This window comes from Pseudomonas sp. FG35 (genome assembly GCF_057809295.1).
In genome coordinates, this window is sequence record NZ_JBMDJR010000008.1 from 21,668 (window position 1) to 40,621 (window position 18,954).

Genomic DNA, 18,954 nt, shown 5'->3' on the forward strand with positions numbered 1-18,954 from the left:
CAGACCCATCGAAGAAGGGTCCGGCAATTGACGTTAGCTGGCTAACTATTTGAAAGGCGTTAAGTTTTTTTGTTTTAAAACAAGAAAAACACACCCGAAAAAAGAAATAAAAAGTCCAAAAAAAAACGCCAACCCTGAGGTTGGCGTTTCTGTTTTCAGCTTGAAGCTTGAAGCTTGAAGCTTACAACCGTCTTATTCCGGCTTCTTGCGACCAAACCCCGGACGCTGGCCGGAACCGGCTGGTGCGCCACGGCGCTTGCCCGACGGCTTGTCATCGTCGGCCAGCTTGATGCCCGGGCGCTTCGGCGCCGGTTTGGCCGGGCGCTTGGTGTCGACTGGACGATCCGCCACCGGCGTACCACGACCTTCGCCACGCTCGGTACGGCCATTGGCCGGACGCGGACTGCGTGGCCCACGCTCGCCATCCGGACGCGTTGCCGGCTTGCGACCTGGACGCTCGCCTTCGATCTGCGGCTCGCGAACCGGACGCGGACCGGCACCAATCGGTGCACCGTTGGCCGGACGCAGGGTGCGCACACGCTCGGTACGGGCCATCGGACGCGACGACTTGCGCTGCATGCGGTCGAGCTTGTCTTTGCTCTTGGCATTCAGTTGCGGCATGGCCACCGGAGTCAGGCCGACTTCGGCGCTCAGCACGTCAACTTCGTACTGGCTCATTTCGCGCCAGCGGCCCATCGGCAGGTCGGAGTTGAGGAACACCGGACCGAAACGCACGCGCTTCAGGCGGCTGACCACCAGGCCCTGGGATTCCCAAAGGCGACGTACTTCACGGTTACGGCCTTCCATCACCACGCAGTGATACCAGTGGTTGAAGCCTTCGCCACCCGGTGCCTGTTGGATGTCGGTGAAACGCGCCGGGCCGTCTTCCAGCACGACGCCGGCCTTCAGGCGCTCGATCATTTCGTCATCGACTTCACCGCGGACACGCACCGCGTATTCACGGTCCATCTCGTAGGACGGGTGCATTAGGCGGTTGGCCAGTTCACCGTCGGTAGTGAACATCAGCAGACCGGTGGTGTTGATGTCGAGACGACCGATGTTGATCCAGCGGCCTTCTTTCGGACGCGGCAGCTTGTCGAACACGGTCGGACGGCCTTCCGGGTCGTCACGGGTGCAGATCTCGCCATCGGGCTTGTTGTACATGATCACGCGGCGAACCGACTCGGCGGCTTCTTCGCGCTTGATGACCTTGCCATCAATGGTGATTGCATCGTGCATGTCGACACGCAGGCCCAAAGTGGCGTCTTTGCCATTGACCTTGATCCGGCCGGCAGCGATCCAGGATTCGACGTCACGGCGCGAGCCGACGCCGATACGGGCGAGGACTTTCTGCAGCTTTTCGCCTGCTGGGCCGATTTCCTGGTCGTCTTTCTGATTGATGTCACTCATCTGGGCACCTCCCGGTGTGGTCTGTTCAGCGGCGCTGAATTGAGCCGCTGAAACGTTGAAATCTGGGTTTTCGGGCGAAGGGATCGCCGAAGGGTCGCGAATCATACGCGGATGTGGCCGCGCGCGCATCAGAGACTAGTCGATCAGGGCAAGGTTATTTCTTTTTCCGCCGACCGGTGGCCCCGAGCTTGATCAGACGCAGCGCGGCTTCGGCCAGCACAGTGCGCTTGTCGTCCTTGTCGAGTTTCTTCCAGGCCCGTATCTCGCGCTTGCTGCGGCCGCAGCCCAGACAGATGTCATCGCTGAACTTGCAGACGCTGATGCACGGGTCTTTGGTCGAGCTCATGCTCAGTCCTCGAACTCGCGGCGTTCGGCTTCGATGGCTTCGGCCAGGGCGCGAGCTTCGGCTTCCTCTTCGCTCAGTTCTTCCTCGGCGGCGGGTTCCGGGGCGGGCTGTTCCAGCCGGGCGACGGCAGCGAGCAGTTTTTCCCGGGCTTCGGCCACGCCGAGCACATCGTCTTCCTGCTCGGGCTCAAATTCAGGCTCAAACTCAGGTTCAGGCTCGAATTCAGTTTCGAACTCACCCTCAACCGGCGGCTCGAGCGGATCGGACTCAACCCCGGTCGGCATCGATTCACCGCCCGCCCCGTCACGCAGCAAGTCGTCGAAGTCGGTCTTGATCCCCTCCTCCATGCTGTCCAGTTCCAGCAGCAAGGTGTGGAAACTGGTTTCCTCCTTCGCCTCCTCCGGCTCGGCGCTGGCGTCGGCCAGCTCCTGCAAGCCCGGCGGCACCGGAGCGTCGTCGAAGTCGAGCACCGGATCTGCCTCGATTTCGCGCAACTCGGCCAGCGGCGGCAGGTCGTCAAGGTTCTTCAGGTTGAAGTGGTCGAGAAACGCCTTGGTGGTGGCGAACATCGCGGGTTTGCCCGGCACGTCGCGGTAACCGACGATGCGGATCCACTCACGTTCCATCAGCGTCTTGACGATGTTGGTGTTGACCGCCACGCCCCGCACATCCTCGATCTCGCCCCGGGTGATCGGCTGGCGATAGGCGATCAGCGCCATGGTTTCCAGCAGCGCCCGGGAATAGCGCTGCGGGCGCTCTTCCCACAAACGACCGACCCACGGCGCGAACTTTTCGCGGATTTGCAGACGATAGCCGGAAGCGACTTCCTTGAGCTCGAACGCCCGGCCCTCGCAGGATTTGCCAAGCAGGGTCAGGGCTTTCTTGAAGACCGGTGGCTCCGGGCGTTCGCCTTCTTCGAACAGTTCATACAGGCGCTCGAGGGATTGCGGCTTTCCCGAGGCCAACAGAAAGGCTTCAAGCAGGGACGCCAGCTCGCGGGGTTCAGTCAGGTTCATATCGGGACTCGTTATTCGGCTCGGGCTCGCACGTGGATCGCGGCGAACGGCTCATTCTGCACCAGCTCGATCAGGGATTCCTTGACCAGTTCAAGGATGGCCATGAAGGTCACCACCACGCCGAGCTTGCCCTCTTCGGCGGTGAACAGCTCGATGAACGGCACAAACCCGCCGCCCTTGAGCCGCTCCAGCACGTCGCTCATGCGCTCGCGGGTGGACAGCGCCTCGCGGCTGACCTGATGGCTTTCGAACATGTCGCCGCGGCGTAGCACTTCGGCCATGGACATCAGGATTTCTTCCAGCGCCACGTCCGGCAACAGCTTGCGCGCGCGGGCTTCCGGGGCGTCGAGCTTGGGCACGATCACATCGCGGCCGACCCGACTCAGGCCATCGATGCCCTCGGCAGCGGCCTTGAACCGTTCGTACTCCTGCAGACGGCGGATCAGTTCGGCGCGCGGGTCGTCCTCTTCGTCCTCGACGGTTTCGGCCCGGGGCAGCAGCATCCGCGACTTGATCTCGGCCAGCATCGCGGCCATCACCAGATACTCGGCGGCCAGTTCCAGGCGCACCGACTGCATCAGCTCGACATAACCCATGTACTGGCGGGTGATTTCCGCCACCGGGATGTCGAGGATGTTGATGTTCTGTTTGCGGATCAGGTACAGCAGCAGGTCGAGGGGGCCTTCGAAGGCTTCGAGGAAGACTTCCAGGGCGTCCGGCGGGATGTACAGGTCCAGCGGCATTTCCGTGACGGCCTGGCCATAGACCATGGCAAACGGCAGTTCTTGCTGGGCACCGGCCTGGGGATCAACGGTTTCCACTGCGGACATTCAGGCCTCGACCATGAATGGAGCCGGGTCGCCGCAACCGACGCGGATCACTTCCGGATCATCTCCGGTCAGGTCGATCACGGTGGAGGCCTTGATGCCGCCGGATCCGCCGTCGATGATCAGGTCCACCTGATGCTCGAGCACCTGGCGCATTTCGTACGGATCGCTCAACGGGTCTTCATCGCCCGGCATGATCAGGGTCACGCTCATCAGCGGCTCGCCCAGTTCGGCCAGCAGCGCCAGCGCGATGGGATGGCTCGGCACCCGCAGACCGATGGTGCGCTTCTTCGGATGCAGCAGCAGCCGCGGTACTTCGCGGGTGGCGTTGAGAATGAAGGTGTACGGGCCCGGCAAGTGGGCTTTGAGGATTCGAAAGGTCCCGGTGTCGATCTTGGCGTAATTGCCCAGTTGCGACAGGTCACTGCAGATCAGCGCAAAGTTGTGCTTTTCGTCGAGCTGACGCAGGCGTCGAACGCGCTCGATGCCATTCTTGTCACCGATCTGGCAACCGATTGCGTAGGAGGAGTCCGTGGGATAGACCACCACCCCGCCCTTGCGGATGATCTCGACGGCCTGTTTGATCAGGCGCGCTTGCGGGTTTTCCGGATGAATCTGGAAAAATTGACTCACATTCTCTACCTGTTCAGACGGCGGCAATAACTGGGTCATGTTTGAACCGACACCACAGGGGTGGAAGGTCCTCCGGCACCGGCCGGTACTGGCCGATCTCGGACCAGCCACCAGGGCCATGGAAATCACTGCCGGCGCTGACCAGCAGACCGAACTCTCGGGCAAGGATTGCCAGGCTGCCCACCTGTTCCGCAGGTTGATGACCATTGACCACTTCGATCGCCTGCCCGCCCGCTTGAATATAGTCGGCAATCAGCTTTCGGCGCTTGCTGCGGGTGAAATCGTAGTGCCATGGATGCGCCAGGCTGACCCATGCGCCGGCGGCGCGCAGCGTGCCGACGGTGTCTTCCAGGGTCGGCCAGTGCTGCTTGACGTCTCCCAGCTTGCCGGCGCCGAGCCATTTGCGAAACGCTTCGGCGCGATCCTTTACAAAACCTTCACGCACCATCCAGTCGGCGAAATGCGGGCGGGCCGGCGCGTTGCCGCTGTCGCCCAGCTCCTGCTGGATCTGCCGCGCGCCGTCGAGGGCATTCGGCATACCCTTGAGGGCGAGCTTGCGGCTTATTTCCTCAGACCGCAGCCAGCGACCATCGTGCAGATTGGCGATCGCCTCGACCAACGGCGCGGCGTTGACGTCGAAACCGTAACCGAGCACGTGAATGGTCGCCCCGCCCCAAGTGCAGGACAATTCGACGCCGTTGACCAGTTGCATGCCCAGCGCCTCGGCGGCCGTGCGCGCTTCGGCAAGGCCTTCGAGGGTGTCATGATCGGTCAGGGACAGGACTCGCACGCCGTTCTCGAACGCACGCGCAACCAGTGCCGCAGGCGCCAGGGCGCCATCGGAGGCCGTGCTGTGGCAGTGCAAATCGACATTCACGGGGATGTGTAACCTCAAATCAGCTGGCGCTATCGCGCGCCCATATGTTTGTTATTATGCCGCCACATCCAGCTTCTGGCTCTCACTGTGAAACAATTCATCGATTTCATCCCGCTTCTGCTGTTCTTCATCGTCTACAAACTCGATCCACGCACCGTCGACGTTGCCGGCCATGAACTGACGGTAGGCGGCATTTACAGTGCCACCGCCATGCTGATCATCAGCTCCCTGGTGGTGTACGGCGCGCTCTTCATCAAGCAGCGCAAGCTGGAGAAGAGCCAGTGGCTGACCCTGATTGCCTGCCTGGTGTTCGGCAGCCTGACACTGGCCTTTCACAGCGAAACCTTCCTGAAATGGAAAGCCCCGGTGGTCAACTGGCTGTTCGCCCTGGCCTTCATCGGCAGCCATTTCATCGGTGACCGCCTGCTGATCAAGCGCATCATGGGCCACGCACTGACCCTGCCGGATCCGGTCTGGACCCGACTGAACATCGCCTGGATCGCCTTTTTCCTGTTCTGCGGGGCCGCCAACCTGTTCGTCGCCTTCACCTTCCAGAGCATCTGGGTGGACTTCAAGGTGTTCGGCAGCCTGGGCATGACCGTGCTGTTCCTGGTCGGTCAGGGCATTTACCTGTCCCGTCACCTGCACGACGCCGATACCACAACGCCAAAAACCGAGGACTGACATGCTCTACGCCATCATTGCCACCGACGTCGCCAACTCCCTGGAAGCCCGCCTCGCTGCGCGCCCGGCACACCTTGAACGCCTGCAAGTGCTCAAGGGCGAAGGCCGCATCGTGCTGGCCGGCCCGCACCCGGCGGTCGACAGCAATGATCCGGGCGCAGCGGGTTTCAGCGGCAGCCTGATCGTTGCCGAATTCGACTCCCTGAGCGCGGCGCAAGCCTGGGCCGATGCCGATCCTTACATCGCCGCCGGCGTCTATGCCAACGTGATCGTCAAGCCGTTCAAGCAAGTCCTGCCGTAACCTTCCCCCCCGTAAAAGCCCTCAGCGCGATGAACCTTGTCGGTTCATCGCGTTCTCAATCGCTCATTATTCTCGTTTGCCGGCCGACAACCTGCCCAATATCCATTTGGAAACAGGAGTCGCGATGCGCAAGGGTCCGTTGTGTCTGATGTTGGTCACGTTGTCGATCATGGCGCCCGCCCATGGTGACGAAAGCACCGAGGGCGGCAGCTCCACGCCGCTTTCATTGAGCGCCGGCAGTCAGATCACCGAGTTGCAGCAGCGCCTGAAGGCCAGTGAGCAGCAACGGGAAGAACTGAGCAAACAACTGCAAAATGCCGATAACACCCGCGAAAGCGCCCAGCTCGCCCGGCTGCGCCAGGAGAACCAGCGTCTGAAGCTGCAACTCAAGGAGGCCCAGGCCAGCCCGCTCCCGCGCCTGCTGACCGAACAGCAGCAATGGTTCGTCACCGGGGCCGGGGTAGCGCTATTGGCGCTGCTCTGCGGTATCTTTGCCAGTGGAGCAAGCCGAAAACGTCGGCAATGGCTAAATTGAGTGAGTCATGAGCGAGCTGTTACTGATTGATGATGACCAGGAGTTGTGTGAACTCCTGAGTAGCTGGCTGAGCCAGGAAGGCTTTCAGGTCCGGGCCTGCCACGATGGTCAGAGTGCCCGCAAGGCGCTGGCCGAAACCGCGCCGGCGGCCGTGGTGCTGGACGTGATGCTGCCCGACGGCAGCGGCCTGGAACTGCTCAAGCAACTGCGCAGCGATCACGCCGACCTGCCGGTGCTGATGCTCTCGGCCCGGGGCGAGCCGCTGGACCGGATCCTCGGCCTGGAACTGGGCGCCGACGATTACCTGGCCAAACCCTGTGATCCGCGCGAACTGACTGCCCGGCTGCGCGCCGTGCTGCGCCGCAGTCATCCGGCCGCCGTGTCGACCCAGCTCGAACTGGGCGACCTGAGCTTCAGCCCCGTGCGCGGCGTGGTCAGCATCGACGAAAAGGAATTCACCCTCACCGTCTCCGAAAGCCGCCTGCTCGAAGCCCTGCTCAAGCAACCGGGCGAGCCGCTGGACAAACAGGAACTGGCGCAGATCGCCCTCGGCCGCAAGCTGACCCTGTACGACCGCAGCCTGGACATGCACGTCAGCAACCTGCGCAAAAAGATCGGCCCGCACCCCGACGGCCGCCCGCGCATCGTCGCCCTGCGCAGCCGTGGCTACTACTACAGCCTCTGATCGTCTGTCAGTTTTGTCAGGTCGGCGCGAAAACGTGTTTACCCAAGCTTTACACAGCGCTGACCGCCGCTGACCTTGATCTCCGTAATCTGTACTCATCCGGAACGTACCGGGAACGAGACAAAGGAGATTCACCATGCGCAAGACTCTTATCGCTCTGATGTTTGCCGCTGCCCTGCCGACCGTTGCCATGGCCATGCCACAGGATGGCGGCCCGATGGGTGGCCCGCTGGACGGCCCGCGCCATGGCGGTCAGATGCACGGCATGCACGGCAAAGGCCCGTACAGCCAGCTGGACCTGTCCCGCGAACAGCGCGAGCAGATCCGCAAGATCATGGGCGAGCAGATGCACGAGCGTAAGCAGACGGTCGAAAAATACCTGGAAAAACTCTCGCCAGCCGACCAGAAAGCCATGAAGGACGAGATGGCGGCCAACCACAAGAAAGCCGAGTCCGATGTCCGCGCCGTGTTGAAACCGGATCAACAGAAGAAATTCGACGAGATCCAGAAGAAACAGGCCGAGCGTCGCGCCGAATGGGCCGAGTTCAAAGCCTGGAAAGCGCAACAGCCGCAAAAGGCGCAATAATGTTCTAGCGTCACGCCCCGACCCAACGGCTCACCGCCGTTGGGTTTTCTTTGTTTGAGGATTTTCTGTGCGTTCATTGTTCTGGCGTATCCTCGCCAGCTTCTGGCTGGCCATCGCTCTGGTTGCAGGGCTTTCCATTCTGCTAGGGCACATGCTCAACCAGGACGCGTGGATCCTCAGCCGCCATCCGGGCCTCAACACTCTGGCCGCGGAATGGACGCAGACTTACGAAGCCCAGGGCGAAAACGCCGCCCAGGACATCCTCGAACAGCGCAAGCGCCAGTACCACATCGACGTGCAAGTGCTGAACGAAAGCGGCGACCCGGTGGTGCGCGGCACCTTCCCCCGGCGCGCGGCCGCCTTCGAGGCGCGGCAGAACAACGATGACCGACGTCTGCCATGGCGCCGTCTGACCGACGAATTCACCAGCGACAAAAGCGGCGACACCTACCTCTTCATCTATCGCATCCCGCACCCGGAACTCGACGCCTGGCACCGCGAAAGCCTACTCTGGCCGTTGAGTGCACTGGGCATCGCGCTGGTGGTGCTGACTCTGTTCAGCCTGCTGGTGACGTTTTCCATCACCCGGCCCCTCAGTCGCCTGCGCGGCGCGGTGCATGATCTCGGCCAAACCACCTATCAACAGAACAGCCTCGCGCAACTGGCCAACCGCCGCGATGAATTCGGCGTGCTGGCCAACGACTTCAACCGCATGGGCGCACGCCTGCAAAGCCTGATCGGCAGTCAGCGCCAGTTGCTGCGCGATGTGTCCCACGAACTGCGTTCACCGCTGGCACGGCTGCGCATCGCCTTGGCACTGGCGGAACGGGCCAGCCCCGAAGAACGGGAAAAACTCTGGCCGCGCCTGACCCGCGAGTGCGACCGGCTGGAAGCGCTGATCAGTGAAATTCTCGTACTGGCACGGGTCGATGCGGACAACGCCAGCGCCGAAGACGTGGATCTGAATGCCTTGCTCGCCACCCTGCAAAAGGACGCTCAATTGGGTTCGCCAGAGCAGACCGTGCGTCTGGAGGCCGAGCCGGCGCTCAATCTGACCGGTTGGCCGACCATGATCGAGCGCGCCGTGGACAACCTGCTGCGCAATGCCCAGCGCTTCAACCCGGTGGGGCAGTCGATTGAAATGCAGGCGTCACGTCAGGGCGAGCGGATCGTGGTCAGCGTGCGTGACCATGGGCCAGGGGTGCAGGCCGAACATCTGAGCCAGTTGGGCGAACCGTTTTATCGGGCGCCGGGGCAGACCGCTGCCGGCCATGGCCTGGGACTGGCGATTGCCCGGCGGGCGGCGGAACGGCATGGCGGGACGCTGGTGCTGGCCAATCATCCGCAGGGCGGGTTTGTGGCGAGTCTTGAATTGCCTCTCGTACCGGGGGCAGTTGTCCAACCATAAAACCAATGTGTCAGGCCTTTGCTGGCCACGCGCTGACAAACTCCGCCAGATCAACCTTCTCGGCCACCCGCGGTTCTTTCTGCGGTGTGCCGAGGTACAGGAAGGCAATCACCTCTTCGTCATCCGTCAGGCCCAAACCCTTGGCGACATGTTTCGAGTACGCCAGATCACCCGTACGCCACACCGCACCAATCCCCTGCGCGTAAGCCGCCAGCAGAATCCCGTGAGCCGCACAGCCTGCGGCCAGCAACTGCTCGGCCTTCGGGTATTTGACGTGATCCTGCAACTTGGCGATGACCACGACCACCAGCGGCGCCCGCAGCGGGCCGTTGCGGGCCTTGTCGATCATCGCTTCGGTGACTTCGCCTTCCTGCATTTTTGCAGCTTCGGCCAGCAACTCGCCCATCTGCTCACGCGCCGCGCCTTCGACGGTCAGGAAGCGATACGGCTGCAAATGGCCGTGATCCGGTGCGCGGGTCGCGGCGGCGAACAGCACTTCGCGCTGTTCGGCGGTGGGGGCCGGATCGATCAGTCGTGGAACGGAAACACGGTTGAGCAAAGCGTCGAGAGCCTGCATCGGCCACCTCCTGAAAAAAATGTCCGGCTATTCTAGCTGCAAGTGATCCAGACGCGTCGGTTTACATGCCTTGCACCGCAGGTAGAATGGCGCCCTTCCCACATCAGCCCGAGCGGACTTCATGGCGTTGCCGACCTTACGGATCATTGGTTTCATCATCGGCATCTTCCTGATCACCCTGGCCATCGCCATGGTCGTGCCCATGGCCACCCTGGTGATTTTCGAGCGCACCGGCGATCTGCCGTCGTTCCTCTGGGCGAGCATGATCACCTTCGTCGCCGGCCTCGCGCTGGTGATTCCGGGGCGTCCGGAACACATCCACCTGCGCCCCCGGGACATGTACCTGCTGACCGTCAGTAGCTGGCTGGTGGTGTGCATCTTTGCCGCGCTGCCGTTTTTGCTGACCCAGCACATCAGCTACACCGACTCGTTCTTCGAAAGCATGTCCGGCATCACGGCCACCGGGTCGACCGTGCTCAACCACCTGGACGACATGTCCCCCGGCATTCTGATGTGGCGCTCGCTGCTGCACTGGATCGGCGGCATCGGCTTCATCGGCATGGCGGTGGCGATCCTGCCGCTGCTGCGCATCGGTGGCATGCGCCTGTTCCAGACCGAATCCTCGGACCGCTCGGAAAAGGTCATGCCCCGCTCGCACATGGTGGCGCGGCTGATCGTGGCGGCCTACGTCGGCATCACGATTCTCGGCAGCCTGGCGTTCTGGTGGGCCGGGATGAGCCCATTCGATGCGATCAACCACGCGATGTCAGCGATTTCCACAGGCGGGTTCTCGACCTCCGACCAGTCCCTGGCCAAGTGGACGCAACCGGCGGTGCACTGGGTGGCCGTGGTGGTGATGATTCTCGGCAGCCTGCCGTTCACCCTGTACGTGGCGACGCTGCGCGGCAATCGCCGGGCGTTGATCAAGGATCAACAGGTGCAGGGTTTGCTCGGGATGTTGCTGGCGACCTGGCTGGTGCTCGGCACCTGGTACTGGTGGACTACCAATCTGCATTGGCTGGACGCGCTGCGGCATGTGGCGCTGAACGTGACGTCGGTGGTCACTACCACCGGATTTGCGCTGGGGGACTACAGCCTGTGGGGCAACTTCTCGCTGATGCTGTTCTTCTATCTGGGCTTCGTCGGCGGCTGCTCCGGCTCGACGGCGGGCGGGATCAAGATCTTCCGTTTCCAGGTCGCCTACATCCTGCTCAAGGCCAACCTTAACCAGTTGATTCACCCGCGTGCGGTGATCAAACAGAAGTACAACGGTCACCGCCTCGACGAAGAGATCGTCCGTTCGATTCTGACCTTTTCGTTCTTCTTCGCCATCACCATCTGCGTGATCGCCCTCTTGCTGTCGCTGTTGGGCGTGGACTGGATGACGGCGTTGACCGGCGCCGCCAGCACCGTCTCCGGCGTAGGTCCGGGCCTGGGCGAGACCATCGGCCCGGCCGGCAACTTCGCCAGCCTGCCGGATGCGGCCAAATGGATTCTGTCGTTCGGCATGCTGCTCGGCCGACTGGAGATCATTACGGTGTTTGTACTGTGTATTCCGGCGTTCTGGCGTCACTGATCGCCTTCGGCGCTTCCAGCAACCGCGCCCGATAATCGCCGGGCGTGGTGTCGAACCAGCGGCGGAAGGCGCGGAAGAAATTGCTCGGGTCGGCAAAGCCCAGCAGATAGGCAATCTCCAGCAAGGTCATGCTCGGCTGCGCCAGGTATTGCTCGGCGAGTTCGCGGCGGGTGTCATCCAGCAACTGCTGAAAACTGGTGCCCTCCTCCTGCAAACGACGTTGCAAGGTGCGCTGCGACAGGTGCAAGGTCTGCGCCACCGTGTCGCGCTTGGGTTCGCCCTGCGGCAGCAGGCGGCACAGCACCTGACGTGCCTTGTGGGTCACGCGACTCTCGGAAAACCGCGCCAGATATTCCCCGGCAAACCGGTCGTGCAGCAGCGCCATCGCTTCGTTGGCCGTGGGCAGCGGCGCTTCCATGTCGGCCCGTTCGAAGATCAGCGCGTCATACGGTGCGTTGAACACCAGCGGTGCATGGAAGGCCTGTTTGTAGGGTTCAAGATCATCCGGCTCGTCACCCTGCACCAGCACTTTGCGCGGGTGCAGCGTGCGCCCGGTCAGCCAGCCGCACAGTGCCAGCGCACAGGCCAGCGAGGCTTCGGCACTCTGGCGGGTCGGTGGCAGATGATCGCCGTGCACCGTCAGGATCAGCGCATAACCCTCGTCGAGCAGGCGAAAACTCAGGTCGGCACTTTCGGCGATGATCCGCTGATAACGCACCAATCGCTGAAAACCTTCCGCCAGCGTATTGCTGGACATCAGCGCGTAGCCCGCGACATGGAACGAAGCCGGCCGCACCACCTTGCCCATGTTCAGGCCGATGGCGGGATTACCGGACAGCTCGACCGCCCGTTGCCACAGTCGGGTCATGGAATCCTGTGGGAAGCGTGCGTCCGGATCCTCCAGCGCCGCGTAGTCGAGCCCCAGCTGTCTGAACAAAACCCGGCAATCCAGGCCGTCCATTTCCAGTGCTTTGACAATCCCCATCGCCCAGCTTGCAGAAGTCGTTCGTTCGCTCATGGCGTTTTTTCTTGGATGACATGGTGAGCCGCATACTACGGCCGATTTCCCAAGGATAGTAAAGTGGCGCCGATTGTCACTGGCCGACGCCATTGATCACTCTAGACTCAAATAAGCTACCCGCCGAACAACTTGCAATCAGAACAATAACCACAGAGATCGCAGTCGTGGAAACCATCAAGCCTTTCAACAGCTTCGCCGAGTTCTATCCGTATTACCTCAGCGAGCACAGCAACAGCACCTGCCGTCGCCTGCATTTCATCGGCACGACGCTGGTGATCTTCATTCTCGCCCTGACCATCGCCAAGGGCGCCTGGCTGCTTTTACTTGCGTTGCCGCTGGCCGGCTACAGCTTTGCCTGGGTCGGCCATTTCTTTTTCGAGAAAAACCGCCCGGCCACCTTCCAGCACCCGTTCTACAGCCTGCTCGGCGACTTCGTCATGTACCGCGACATGATCCTGGGCCGCGTGCCGTTCTAGAAATTCCGACCAAGAGGATTGCCGATGAATGCCAATGCCCGTTTCACCCACATGAAGGACGGCACACCGGACGACTGGGCGATCATTGCGGCGGATTTCAGCGCCTATGCCCGTCAGTTGCCGGGCCGGATCATGGCGCACCTGAAACTGCTAGAAGGCGATTTCGGCGGTTTCCCGGTGGATCGCCTGACCCACTCGCTGCAAACCGCAACCCGCGCCTTTCGCGACGGGCGCGACGAGGAATACGTGGTCTGCGCCCTGCTCCACGACATCGGCGACACCCTCGGTTCCTACAATCACCCGGACATTGCCGCGGCCATTCTCAAGCCGTTCGTCAGTGCCGAAAACCTGTGGATGGTGGAAAAGCACGGGATCTTCCAGGGCTACTACTTCTTCCATCACCTGGGCATGGATCGGCACCTGCGCGAGCAGTTCAGCGACCACCCGCAGTTTCTGGCGACCGCGGAGTTCTGCGCCAAATACGACGCAGCGGCGTTCGACCCCGAGTACGACACCCTGCCGCTGAGCTTCTTCGAGCCGATGATGGAAAGGCTGTTTGCCCAGCCGAAAAACTCGATCTACAAGGCGGCGATGGAAGAGCACACCCCGGCCTGATGTTGTCTGCACCGGCCTCATCGCTGGCAAGCCAGCTCCCACAGGTTTCGCGCCGTACACAGAATCCATGAGCGACGCGGTCACTGTGGGAGCGGGCTTGCTCCGGGCGGCGATCCGACGAAGAGGCCATCGAAACCACCAGAGATCCTAAGCCAGCTCGGCAACCTTCGCCGCTTTCAATTCCGCTTCCCGCGCCTGCGCATCGGCCAGGCGATACAGCTCGATCGTGCCGTCCCAGTGTTCGATCAGCGCCGTGCATGACTCGACCCAATCGCCACAGTTGAGGTAATCCACCTCGCCGACCTTACGGATCTCGGCGTGGTGAATGTGCCCGCAGACCACCCCGTGCAACTCGCGCTTCACGCATTCGTGGGCGATGGCTTCTTCGAAATCGCTGATGAAACTGACCGCCGTCTTCACCTTGTGCTTGAGATAGGCCGACAGCGACCAGTAGCCGTAGCCGTATTTCGCCCGCCAGTGATTGAGCCAGCGGTTGAGGGTCAGGGTGAACTCGTAGGCCGAATCGCCGAGGAACGCCAGCCAGCGGTGATAACGGGTGATCACGTCAAACTGGTCACCGTGAATCACCAGCAGATGCCGGCCATCGGCGGTGACGTGTACCGCCTCGTCGACCAGCTGGATATTGCCCAGAATCAGCTTCGAATAGCGGCGCAGGAATTCGTCGTGGTTGCCGGTGACATAGATCACCTCGGTGCCGCGCTTGCTCATGGTCAGCAAACGGCGGATCACGTTGGTGTGCGCCTGCGGCCAGTACATGCCACCGCGCAGTTTCCAGCCGTCGATGATGTCGCCGACCAGGTAGATCTTGTCGGCGTGATAACCCTTGAGAAATTGCGACAGATGCTCGGCCTGGCAATCCCTCGTGCCCAAGTGCACGTCGGAAATCCACAAGGTGCGAACCCTTTGTTTACGGCTGGGTCTGGCGAGCTCGGCGCTGGTCATGGGCAACCCTCTGCGATGTTTTCGCCACTCTGCGCGCGCCCGGTTAATCGACCATGACAGGTGTGCGTCAGTCGTGTGACAAAGGCGTCGTCCCCTGCGCCGGTGTAGACTGGCGGCTCGCCCGGAGACCACCATGCACCCGATCCTGACCCTGCGCCATTACAGCCACGACCTGATCGCCCACAGCCACGACCACGCGCAACTGGTCTTCGGCCTGTCGGGCGCGCTGGATTTCGAAGTTGAAGGGCGTGGCAGTCAGGTATTGCAGCAGAGCTTCGTGGTGATCCCCGCCGGCGCGCATCATGCGTGCGGCAGTCCCAAGGGCAGCCGCTGTCTCGTGCTGGATGTGCCTGACGAACAATGGCTGGAGCGCTCGCTGGGCAATCACGCCGATGCCAGCCGCCGCCTGCTGGACAACGCCGCGCGGTTGTCGCTGGATGCCGGGCAAGGTCAATTGGTCAACTGGCTGGCGAACAGTCCGGTGAACGATCCGCTGATTGCGCAACAGGGCGCGGTGTTGCTGCTGGTGAGCCTGAACCACGCGCCACCTGCCGAGATCGTCGCGCGCCGCCTGCCCTACGCGGCACTCGATGCGCACATCGAGCAGTACGCGGCCTATCCGCTGCAAGTGGCGGATCTGGCGCGCGTCGCCGGATTGTCCAGCGCCCGGTTGCATGCGCGGTTCGTCACCGAATGCGGGCAGACACCGATGGACTACATTCGCAGTCGCCGGCTGCACAAAGCCGTCACGCTGTTGCGCAACACCACGCTACCCATCGGTGAAGTGGCCAGCCGCGTCGGCTACAACTCGCAAAGTGCGTTCTCGGCCGCCGTCCTGCGTGAATTCGGTACCTCTCCTACACAATTGCGACGCGAGGCTGACGACAAAAGTCGATAGCCTGCCGACAGACTTTTGCGTCGAGACACGCTTCAATGTGTGCCTGTAATGGTGTTTGGAAAAAGGACTGCAATGACTCCCCGTACCGCCCTCGGCGCCCTGCATATCGGCGCACTGATGTTCGGCCTGACCGGCGTTTTCGGCAAACTCGCGGCCGCAACGCCCGCCGTCATCGTGTTCGGACGCGCCGCGTTTGCCGTGCTGGCGCTGGCGTTTTTCGCCCGCTTCGCCCAACAGGGCGGCTGGCAGAAACTGCAGGCCGTCGACTGGCGACGACTGGCCCTGAGCGGCGTGCTGCTGGCCGGGCACTGGGTGAGTTTCTTCATTGCGGTCAAGGTCGCGGGCGTCGCGATTGCGACCCTGGGTTTCGCTAGTTTCCCGGCCTTCACGGTGATCCTCGAAGGGCTGATCTTCCGCGAACGCATCCGCATCAATGAAATCGTCCTCGTGGCGCTGGTCAGTGTCGGACTGGTGCTGGTGACCCCCGCCTTCGATCTGGCCAGCGGCGCGACCACCGGCCTGCTCTGGGCGATTCTGTCCGGCCTGCTGTTTTCCCTGTTGTCCCTGACCAACCGCGCCAGCTCCGGGCGCATCCCGGCGGTGCAGGCGGCGCTGTGTCAGAACGTGGTGGTGGCGTTGTGTCTGCTGCCGGTGGCGGCGCCGCAACTGAGCGAAGTGCGTGCCATCGACTGGTTGTGGATCGGTTTGCTCGGGGTGTTCTGCACCGGTGTTGCCCACAGTCTGTTCGTCGCCAGCCTGGCGGTGATCAAGGCGCGCACCGCCGCAGTGGTGTTCGCCATGGAGCCGGTGTACGGGATTACCGTGGCGTGGCTGCTGTTCGATGAAGATCCGACCCTGCGCATGCTGATCGGCGGCGCGCTGATCATCGTTGCCATCGTGGTGTCGAGCCGGATGTCAGGCAGCAGCGACAAGAAAACCGTCGCGGCCGAAGCCGCCTCTCACTGAGTACGGTCGTTGTGGCCGAGGTCGCGGTCAGGGTCAATCTGGTCGCGCACCCGCTGCTTGAGCACCTTGGCTTCGGGGAAGCCGCCGTCGGCCTTGCGTTCCCAGATCTGTACGTCGTTGCAGGTAATGTGAAATATCCCGCCGGTGCCCGGCACCAGTGACACTTTGCCGAGGTCATCGCCGAAGGTGCTGAGCAGCTCTTGTGCCAGCCACGCGGCACGCAACAGCCACTGGCATTGCGTGCAATAAGTGATGACGATTTCCGGTTTTGTGACGGTCATGATTGCTGAAACTCCTGAGCCAGAGGGCGCCGCTATAATAGCCGGCTTTATCGCTCGCCCCGAGACTCACGATGCGTCGTCTGCTGATCTGCCTGTTGCTTGGTTTCCTTCCCCTGTTCGCTGGTGTCAGCGTCCATGCCAGTGAGGCCACACGCCCGAAAGTCGGCCTGGTGCTGTCCGGCGGCGCGGCCCGTGGACTGGCGCACATCGGTGTGCTCAAGGCCTTGGAAGAGCAAGGCATCAAGATCGATGCGATTGCCGGCACCAGCATGGGCGCGGTGGTCGGCGGGCTTTACGCCTCGGGCTACAAGATCGACGAGCTGGAAAAACTCGCCCTGACCATCGACTGGCAGCAGGCACTGTCCGACGCTCCGCCCCGGGAAGACGTGCCGTTCCGGCGCAAGCAGGACGACCGCGATTTTCTGGTGAAACAGAAGCTGAGCTTTCGTGACGATGGCAGCCTCGGCCTGCCATTGGGCGTGATTCAAGGCCAGAACCTCGCGCTGCTGCTGGAAAGCCTGCTGGCCCACACCAGCGACACCCGGGATTTCGACAAGCTGCCGATCCCGTTTCGCGCCGTGACCACCGATATCGCCAACGGCGAAAAAGTGGTGTTCCGCAAGGGCCACCTGCCGCAGGTGATCCGCGCCAGCATGTCGATCCCGGCGGTGTTCGCCCCGGTCGAACTCGACGGCCGATTGCTGGTGGATGGCGGCATGACCGACAACATTCCTCTCGATGTGGCCCGTGAAATGGGCGTCGACGTGGCCATCGTGGTCGACATCGGCACCCCGCTGCGCAACCGCAAGCAACTGGTGACCGTGGTCGATGTGCTGAACCAGTCAATCACCCTGATGACCCGGCGCAACTCCGAAGAGCAACTGGCGACCCTGCATCCCGATGACGTGCTGATCCAGCCGCCGCTGGCCAGTTTCGGCGCCACCGACTTCGGTCGCGGCCAGGAGATGATCGACGCCGGCTACCGCGCGACCCAGGCTCTGGACGTGCGCCTCGCCCGCCTCAAACCCGCGCAATCGCAGGACGCCGAGCTCAACGCCGCCCGCGCGCCAGGCCAGCGCACACCGATCATCACCGCGATCAAGGTCGAGAACGACTCGAAAGTCGGCGATGACGTGATCCGCTATTACATCCGCCAGCACATCGGTGAACCGCTGGACCTGGGTCGCCTGCAAACCGACATGGGCACCCTGTACGGCCTCGATTACTTCGAGCAGGTGCAATACCGCGTGGTGCACAAGGGATCGGATCACACGCTGGTGATCAGCGCGCGGGGTAAACGTACTGGCACGGATTACCTGCGAGTCGGCCTCAACCTGTCGGATGACATGCGCGGCGACAGCGCCTTCAACCTCGGTGCCAGTTACCGCGTGAACGGCATCAACCGGCTCGGCGCGGAATGGCTGACCCGGGCGCAGATCGGCGATAAACAAGAGTTGTACAGCGAGTTCTATCAGCCGCTGGACGTGGGCTCTCGCTACTTTTTGGCGCCTTATGCGTCGTTTGCCGCACAGAACGTCGACTCGGTGCTGGACAACGATCCGATTGCCCAGTATCGCGTCGAGCGCTACGGCTTCGGCCTCAATGTTGGTCGGCAGATCGGCAACAGCGGTGAAGTGCGCTTCGGGGTCGGCGAGGCCTGGGGCAAGGCGGATGTGCGGATCGGCGACCAGGATCTGCCGAGCGAAAGTTTCAACGAAGGGTTCTACGCGTTGAAGTATTCCTTCGACTCGCTGGACAACGTCTACTTCCCCCACGAGGGCGAAGACATCGGCCTGACCCTGGTTCAGTTCGAACCGAGCCTGGGTTCCGACACACGCTACCGGCAGTGGGAGTTCAAACTGGACAAGGCCATGAGCAGTGGACCTGACACGCTGATTCTGGGTGGTCGTTACGGCCGCACGCTGGACGATGCCAACGTGGTGACCTCCAGTTTCCTGCTCGGCGGCGCCCGGCAATTGTCCGGTTTCCGCGAAGACGCGATCTCCGGGCAGAACGTCAGTCTGATGCGGGCGGTGTATTACCGCCGCCTCACTCCACGCTCCTACCTGCCGCTGGACTTCCCGTTGTACGCCGGCGCCTCGCTGGAACGTGGCCGGGCATGGAACAACGACAACGAGTTCGACAGCGGCTACATCAACGCCGCCAGCGTGTTCATCGGCTTCGATACGCCGCTGGGGCCGCTGAATTTCAGCTATGGCCTGAACGATGCAGATGAACAGGCGGTGTACCTGAACCTCGGGCAGACCTTCTGA

The 18,954-nt window shown here is 62.3% G+C and carries 22 protein-coding genes; 12 read left to right on the forward strand and 10 right to left on the reverse strand.

What is annotated here, in order from left to right; all coding sequences use genetic code 11:
• Positions 1-192 precede the first annotated feature (192 nt).
• The 6 genes from rluB to ACODTD_RS16795 form a co-directional block, all read right to left on the reverse strand.
• Entirely contained in the window at positions 193-1,410 is a 1,218-nt protein-coding gene (gene rluB / locus ACODTD_RS16770) for a 23S rRNA pseudouridine(2605) synthase RluB (protein WP_201819417.1), read from the reverse strand.
• Between the two features lie 154 nt (positions 1,411-1,564).
• Positions 1,565-1,756 (reverse strand): DUF1289 domain-containing protein, encoded by a 192-nt coding sequence (locus tag ACODTD_RS16775; RefSeq protein WP_007958358.1) that lies wholly within the window; start codon positions 1,754-1,756, stop codon positions 1,565-1,567.
• Between the two features lie 2 nt (positions 1,757-1,758).
• Entirely contained in the window at positions 1,759-2,772 is a 1,014-nt protein-coding gene (scpB, locus tag ACODTD_RS16780; protein WP_011333007.1) for an SMC-Scp complex subunit ScpB, read from the reverse strand.
• A gap of 11 nt (positions 2,773-2,783) precedes the next feature.
• Entirely contained in the window at positions 2,784-3,602 is an 819-nt protein-coding gene (locus ACODTD_RS16785; RefSeq protein ID WP_011333006.1) for a segregation and condensation protein A, read from the reverse strand.
• Positions 3,603-4,232: an L-threonylcarbamoyladenylate synthase gene (locus ACODTD_RS16790; RefSeq protein ID WP_489105035.1), complete on the reverse strand. Its 630-nt coding sequence runs from the start codon at positions 4,230-4,232 to the stop codon at positions 3,603-3,605.
• Positions 4,233-4,245: 13 nt separating this feature from the next.
• Entirely contained in the window at positions 4,246-5,109 is an 864-nt protein-coding gene (locus tag ACODTD_RS16795) for a PHP domain-containing protein (RefSeq protein ID WP_011333004.1), read from the reverse strand.
• Between the two features lie 87 nt (positions 5,110-5,196).
• Here ACODTD_RS16795 and ACODTD_RS16800 point away from each other — a divergent pair, with 87 nt between their 5' ends.
• The 6 genes from ACODTD_RS16800 (at position 5,197) to ACODTD_RS16825 (ending at position 9,308) form a co-directional block, all read left to right on the forward strand.
• Positions 5,197-5,793 (forward strand): septation protein A, encoded by a 597-nt coding sequence (locus ACODTD_RS16800; RefSeq protein WP_011333003.1) that lies wholly within the window; start codon positions 5,197-5,199, stop codon positions 5,791-5,793.
• A 1-nt stretch (position 5,794) separates the two neighbouring features.
• The gene (locus tag ACODTD_RS16805; protein WP_011333002.1) at positions 5,795-6,094 is read left to right on the forward strand and encodes a YciI family protein; all 300 of its coding nucleotides are present in this window, start codon (positions 5,795-5,797) and stop codon (positions 6,092-6,094) included.
• 124 nt (positions 6,095-6,218) lie between these two features.
• Positions 6,219-6,629 carry an SH3 domain-containing protein gene (locus ACODTD_RS16810; protein ID WP_011333001.1) on the forward strand — a complete coding sequence of 137 codons (411 nt, stop codon included), beginning with the start codon at positions 6,219-6,221 and terminating at the stop codon, positions 6,627-6,629.
• Positions 6,630-6,636: 7 nt separating this feature from the next.
• Positions 6,637-7,314 carry a response regulator transcription factor gene (locus ACODTD_RS16815; RefSeq protein WP_007958370.1) on the forward strand — a complete coding sequence of 226 codons (678 nt, stop codon included), beginning with the start codon at positions 6,637-6,639 and terminating at the stop codon, positions 7,312-7,314.
• 136 nt (positions 7,315-7,450) lie between these two features.
• On the forward strand, positions 7,451-7,900 hold the full coding sequence (locus ACODTD_RS16820) for a Spy/CpxP family protein refolding chaperone (protein ID WP_007958371.1): 450 nt from the start codon (positions 7,451-7,453) through the stop codon (positions 7,898-7,900).
• Between the two features lie 67 nt (positions 7,901-7,967).
• Positions 7,968-9,308: a sensor histidine kinase gene (locus tag ACODTD_RS16825; protein ID WP_011333000.1), complete on the forward strand. Its 1,341-nt coding sequence runs from the start codon at positions 7,968-7,970 to the stop codon at positions 9,306-9,308.
• 10 nt (positions 9,309-9,318) lie between these two features.
• Here ACODTD_RS16825 and ACODTD_RS16830 read toward each other — a convergent pair whose 3' ends face one another.
• Positions 9,319-9,885 (reverse strand): nitroreductase family protein, encoded by a 567-nt coding sequence (locus ACODTD_RS16830; protein ID WP_011332999.1) that lies wholly within the window; start codon positions 9,883-9,885, stop codon positions 9,319-9,321.
• 121 nt (positions 9,886-10,006) lie between these two features.
• Here ACODTD_RS16830 and ACODTD_RS16835 point away from each other — a divergent pair, with 121 nt between their 5' ends.
• Positions 10,007-11,461 carry a TrkH family potassium uptake protein gene (locus ACODTD_RS16835; RefSeq protein WP_007958377.1) on the forward strand — a complete coding sequence of 485 codons (1,455 nt, stop codon included), beginning with the start codon at positions 10,007-10,009 and terminating at the stop codon, positions 11,459-11,461.
• On the opposite strand, the gene ACODTD_RS16840 is transcribed toward ACODTD_RS16835, so the two are convergent.
• Positions 11,418-12,479 carry an AraC family transcriptional regulator gene (locus ACODTD_RS16840; RefSeq protein WP_011332998.1) on the reverse strand — a complete coding sequence of 354 codons (1,062 nt, stop codon included), beginning with the start codon at positions 12,477-12,479 and terminating at the stop codon, positions 11,418-11,420. The two genes, ACODTD_RS16835 and ACODTD_RS16840, sit on opposite strands and share 44 nt — an antisense overlap.
• A gap of 167 nt (positions 12,480-12,646) precedes the next feature.
• On the opposite strand from ACODTD_RS16840, the gene ACODTD_RS16845 reads away from it, so the two are divergent.
• Together ACODTD_RS16845 and ACODTD_RS16850 are read left to right on the forward strand one after the other, a co-directional pair.
• A complete protein-coding gene (locus ACODTD_RS16845; protein WP_039765490.1) occupies positions 12,647-12,958 on the forward strand; it encodes an Mpo1-like protein in 312 nt (103 codons plus the stop codon).
• A 24-nt stretch (positions 12,959-12,982) separates the two neighbouring features.
• Positions 12,983-13,573, forward strand: coding sequence for an HD domain-containing protein (locus tag ACODTD_RS16850; protein WP_489105036.1), 591 nt, complete (start codon positions 12,983-12,985; stop codon positions 13,571-13,573).
• A 147-nt stretch (positions 13,574-13,720) separates the two neighbouring features.
• Here the strand turns inward: ACODTD_RS16850 and ACODTD_RS16855 are convergent, their stop codons facing one another.
• The gene (locus ACODTD_RS16855) at positions 13,721-14,536 is read right to left on the reverse strand and encodes a UDP-2,3-diacylglucosamine diphosphatase (RefSeq protein WP_007958385.1); all 816 of its coding nucleotides are present in this window, start codon (positions 14,534-14,536) and stop codon (positions 13,721-13,723) included.
• Positions 14,537-14,669: 133 nt separating this feature from the next.
• On the opposite strand from ACODTD_RS16855, the gene ACODTD_RS16860 reads away from it, so the two are divergent.
• Both ACODTD_RS16860 and ACODTD_RS16865 read left to right on the forward strand, forming a co-directional pair.
• Entirely contained in the window at positions 14,670-15,434 is a 765-nt protein-coding gene (locus ACODTD_RS16860; protein WP_221615205.1) for an AraC family transcriptional regulator, read from the forward strand.
• Positions 15,435-15,506: 72 nt separating this feature from the next.
• Complete coding sequence (locus ACODTD_RS16865; protein WP_221615204.1) at positions 15,507-16,400, forward strand: DMT family transporter; 894 nt, start codon at positions 15,507-15,509, stop codon at positions 16,398-16,400.
• On the opposite strand, the gene ACODTD_RS16870 is transcribed toward ACODTD_RS16865, so the two are convergent.
• Positions 16,394-16,681, reverse strand: a complete 288-nt coding sequence (locus ACODTD_RS16870) for an Rdx family protein (RefSeq protein WP_011332993.1) — start codon at positions 16,679-16,681, stop codon at positions 16,394-16,396. The two genes, ACODTD_RS16865 and ACODTD_RS16870, sit on opposite strands and share 7 nt — an antisense overlap.
• A 71-nt stretch (positions 16,682-16,752) precedes the next feature.
• Between ACODTD_RS16870 and ACODTD_RS16875 the strand changes: the two genes are divergently transcribed.
• Positions 16,753-18,954, forward strand: a complete 2,202-nt coding sequence (locus tag ACODTD_RS16875; protein ID WP_285358658.1) for a patatin-like phospholipase family protein — start codon at positions 16,753-16,755, stop codon at positions 18,952-18,954.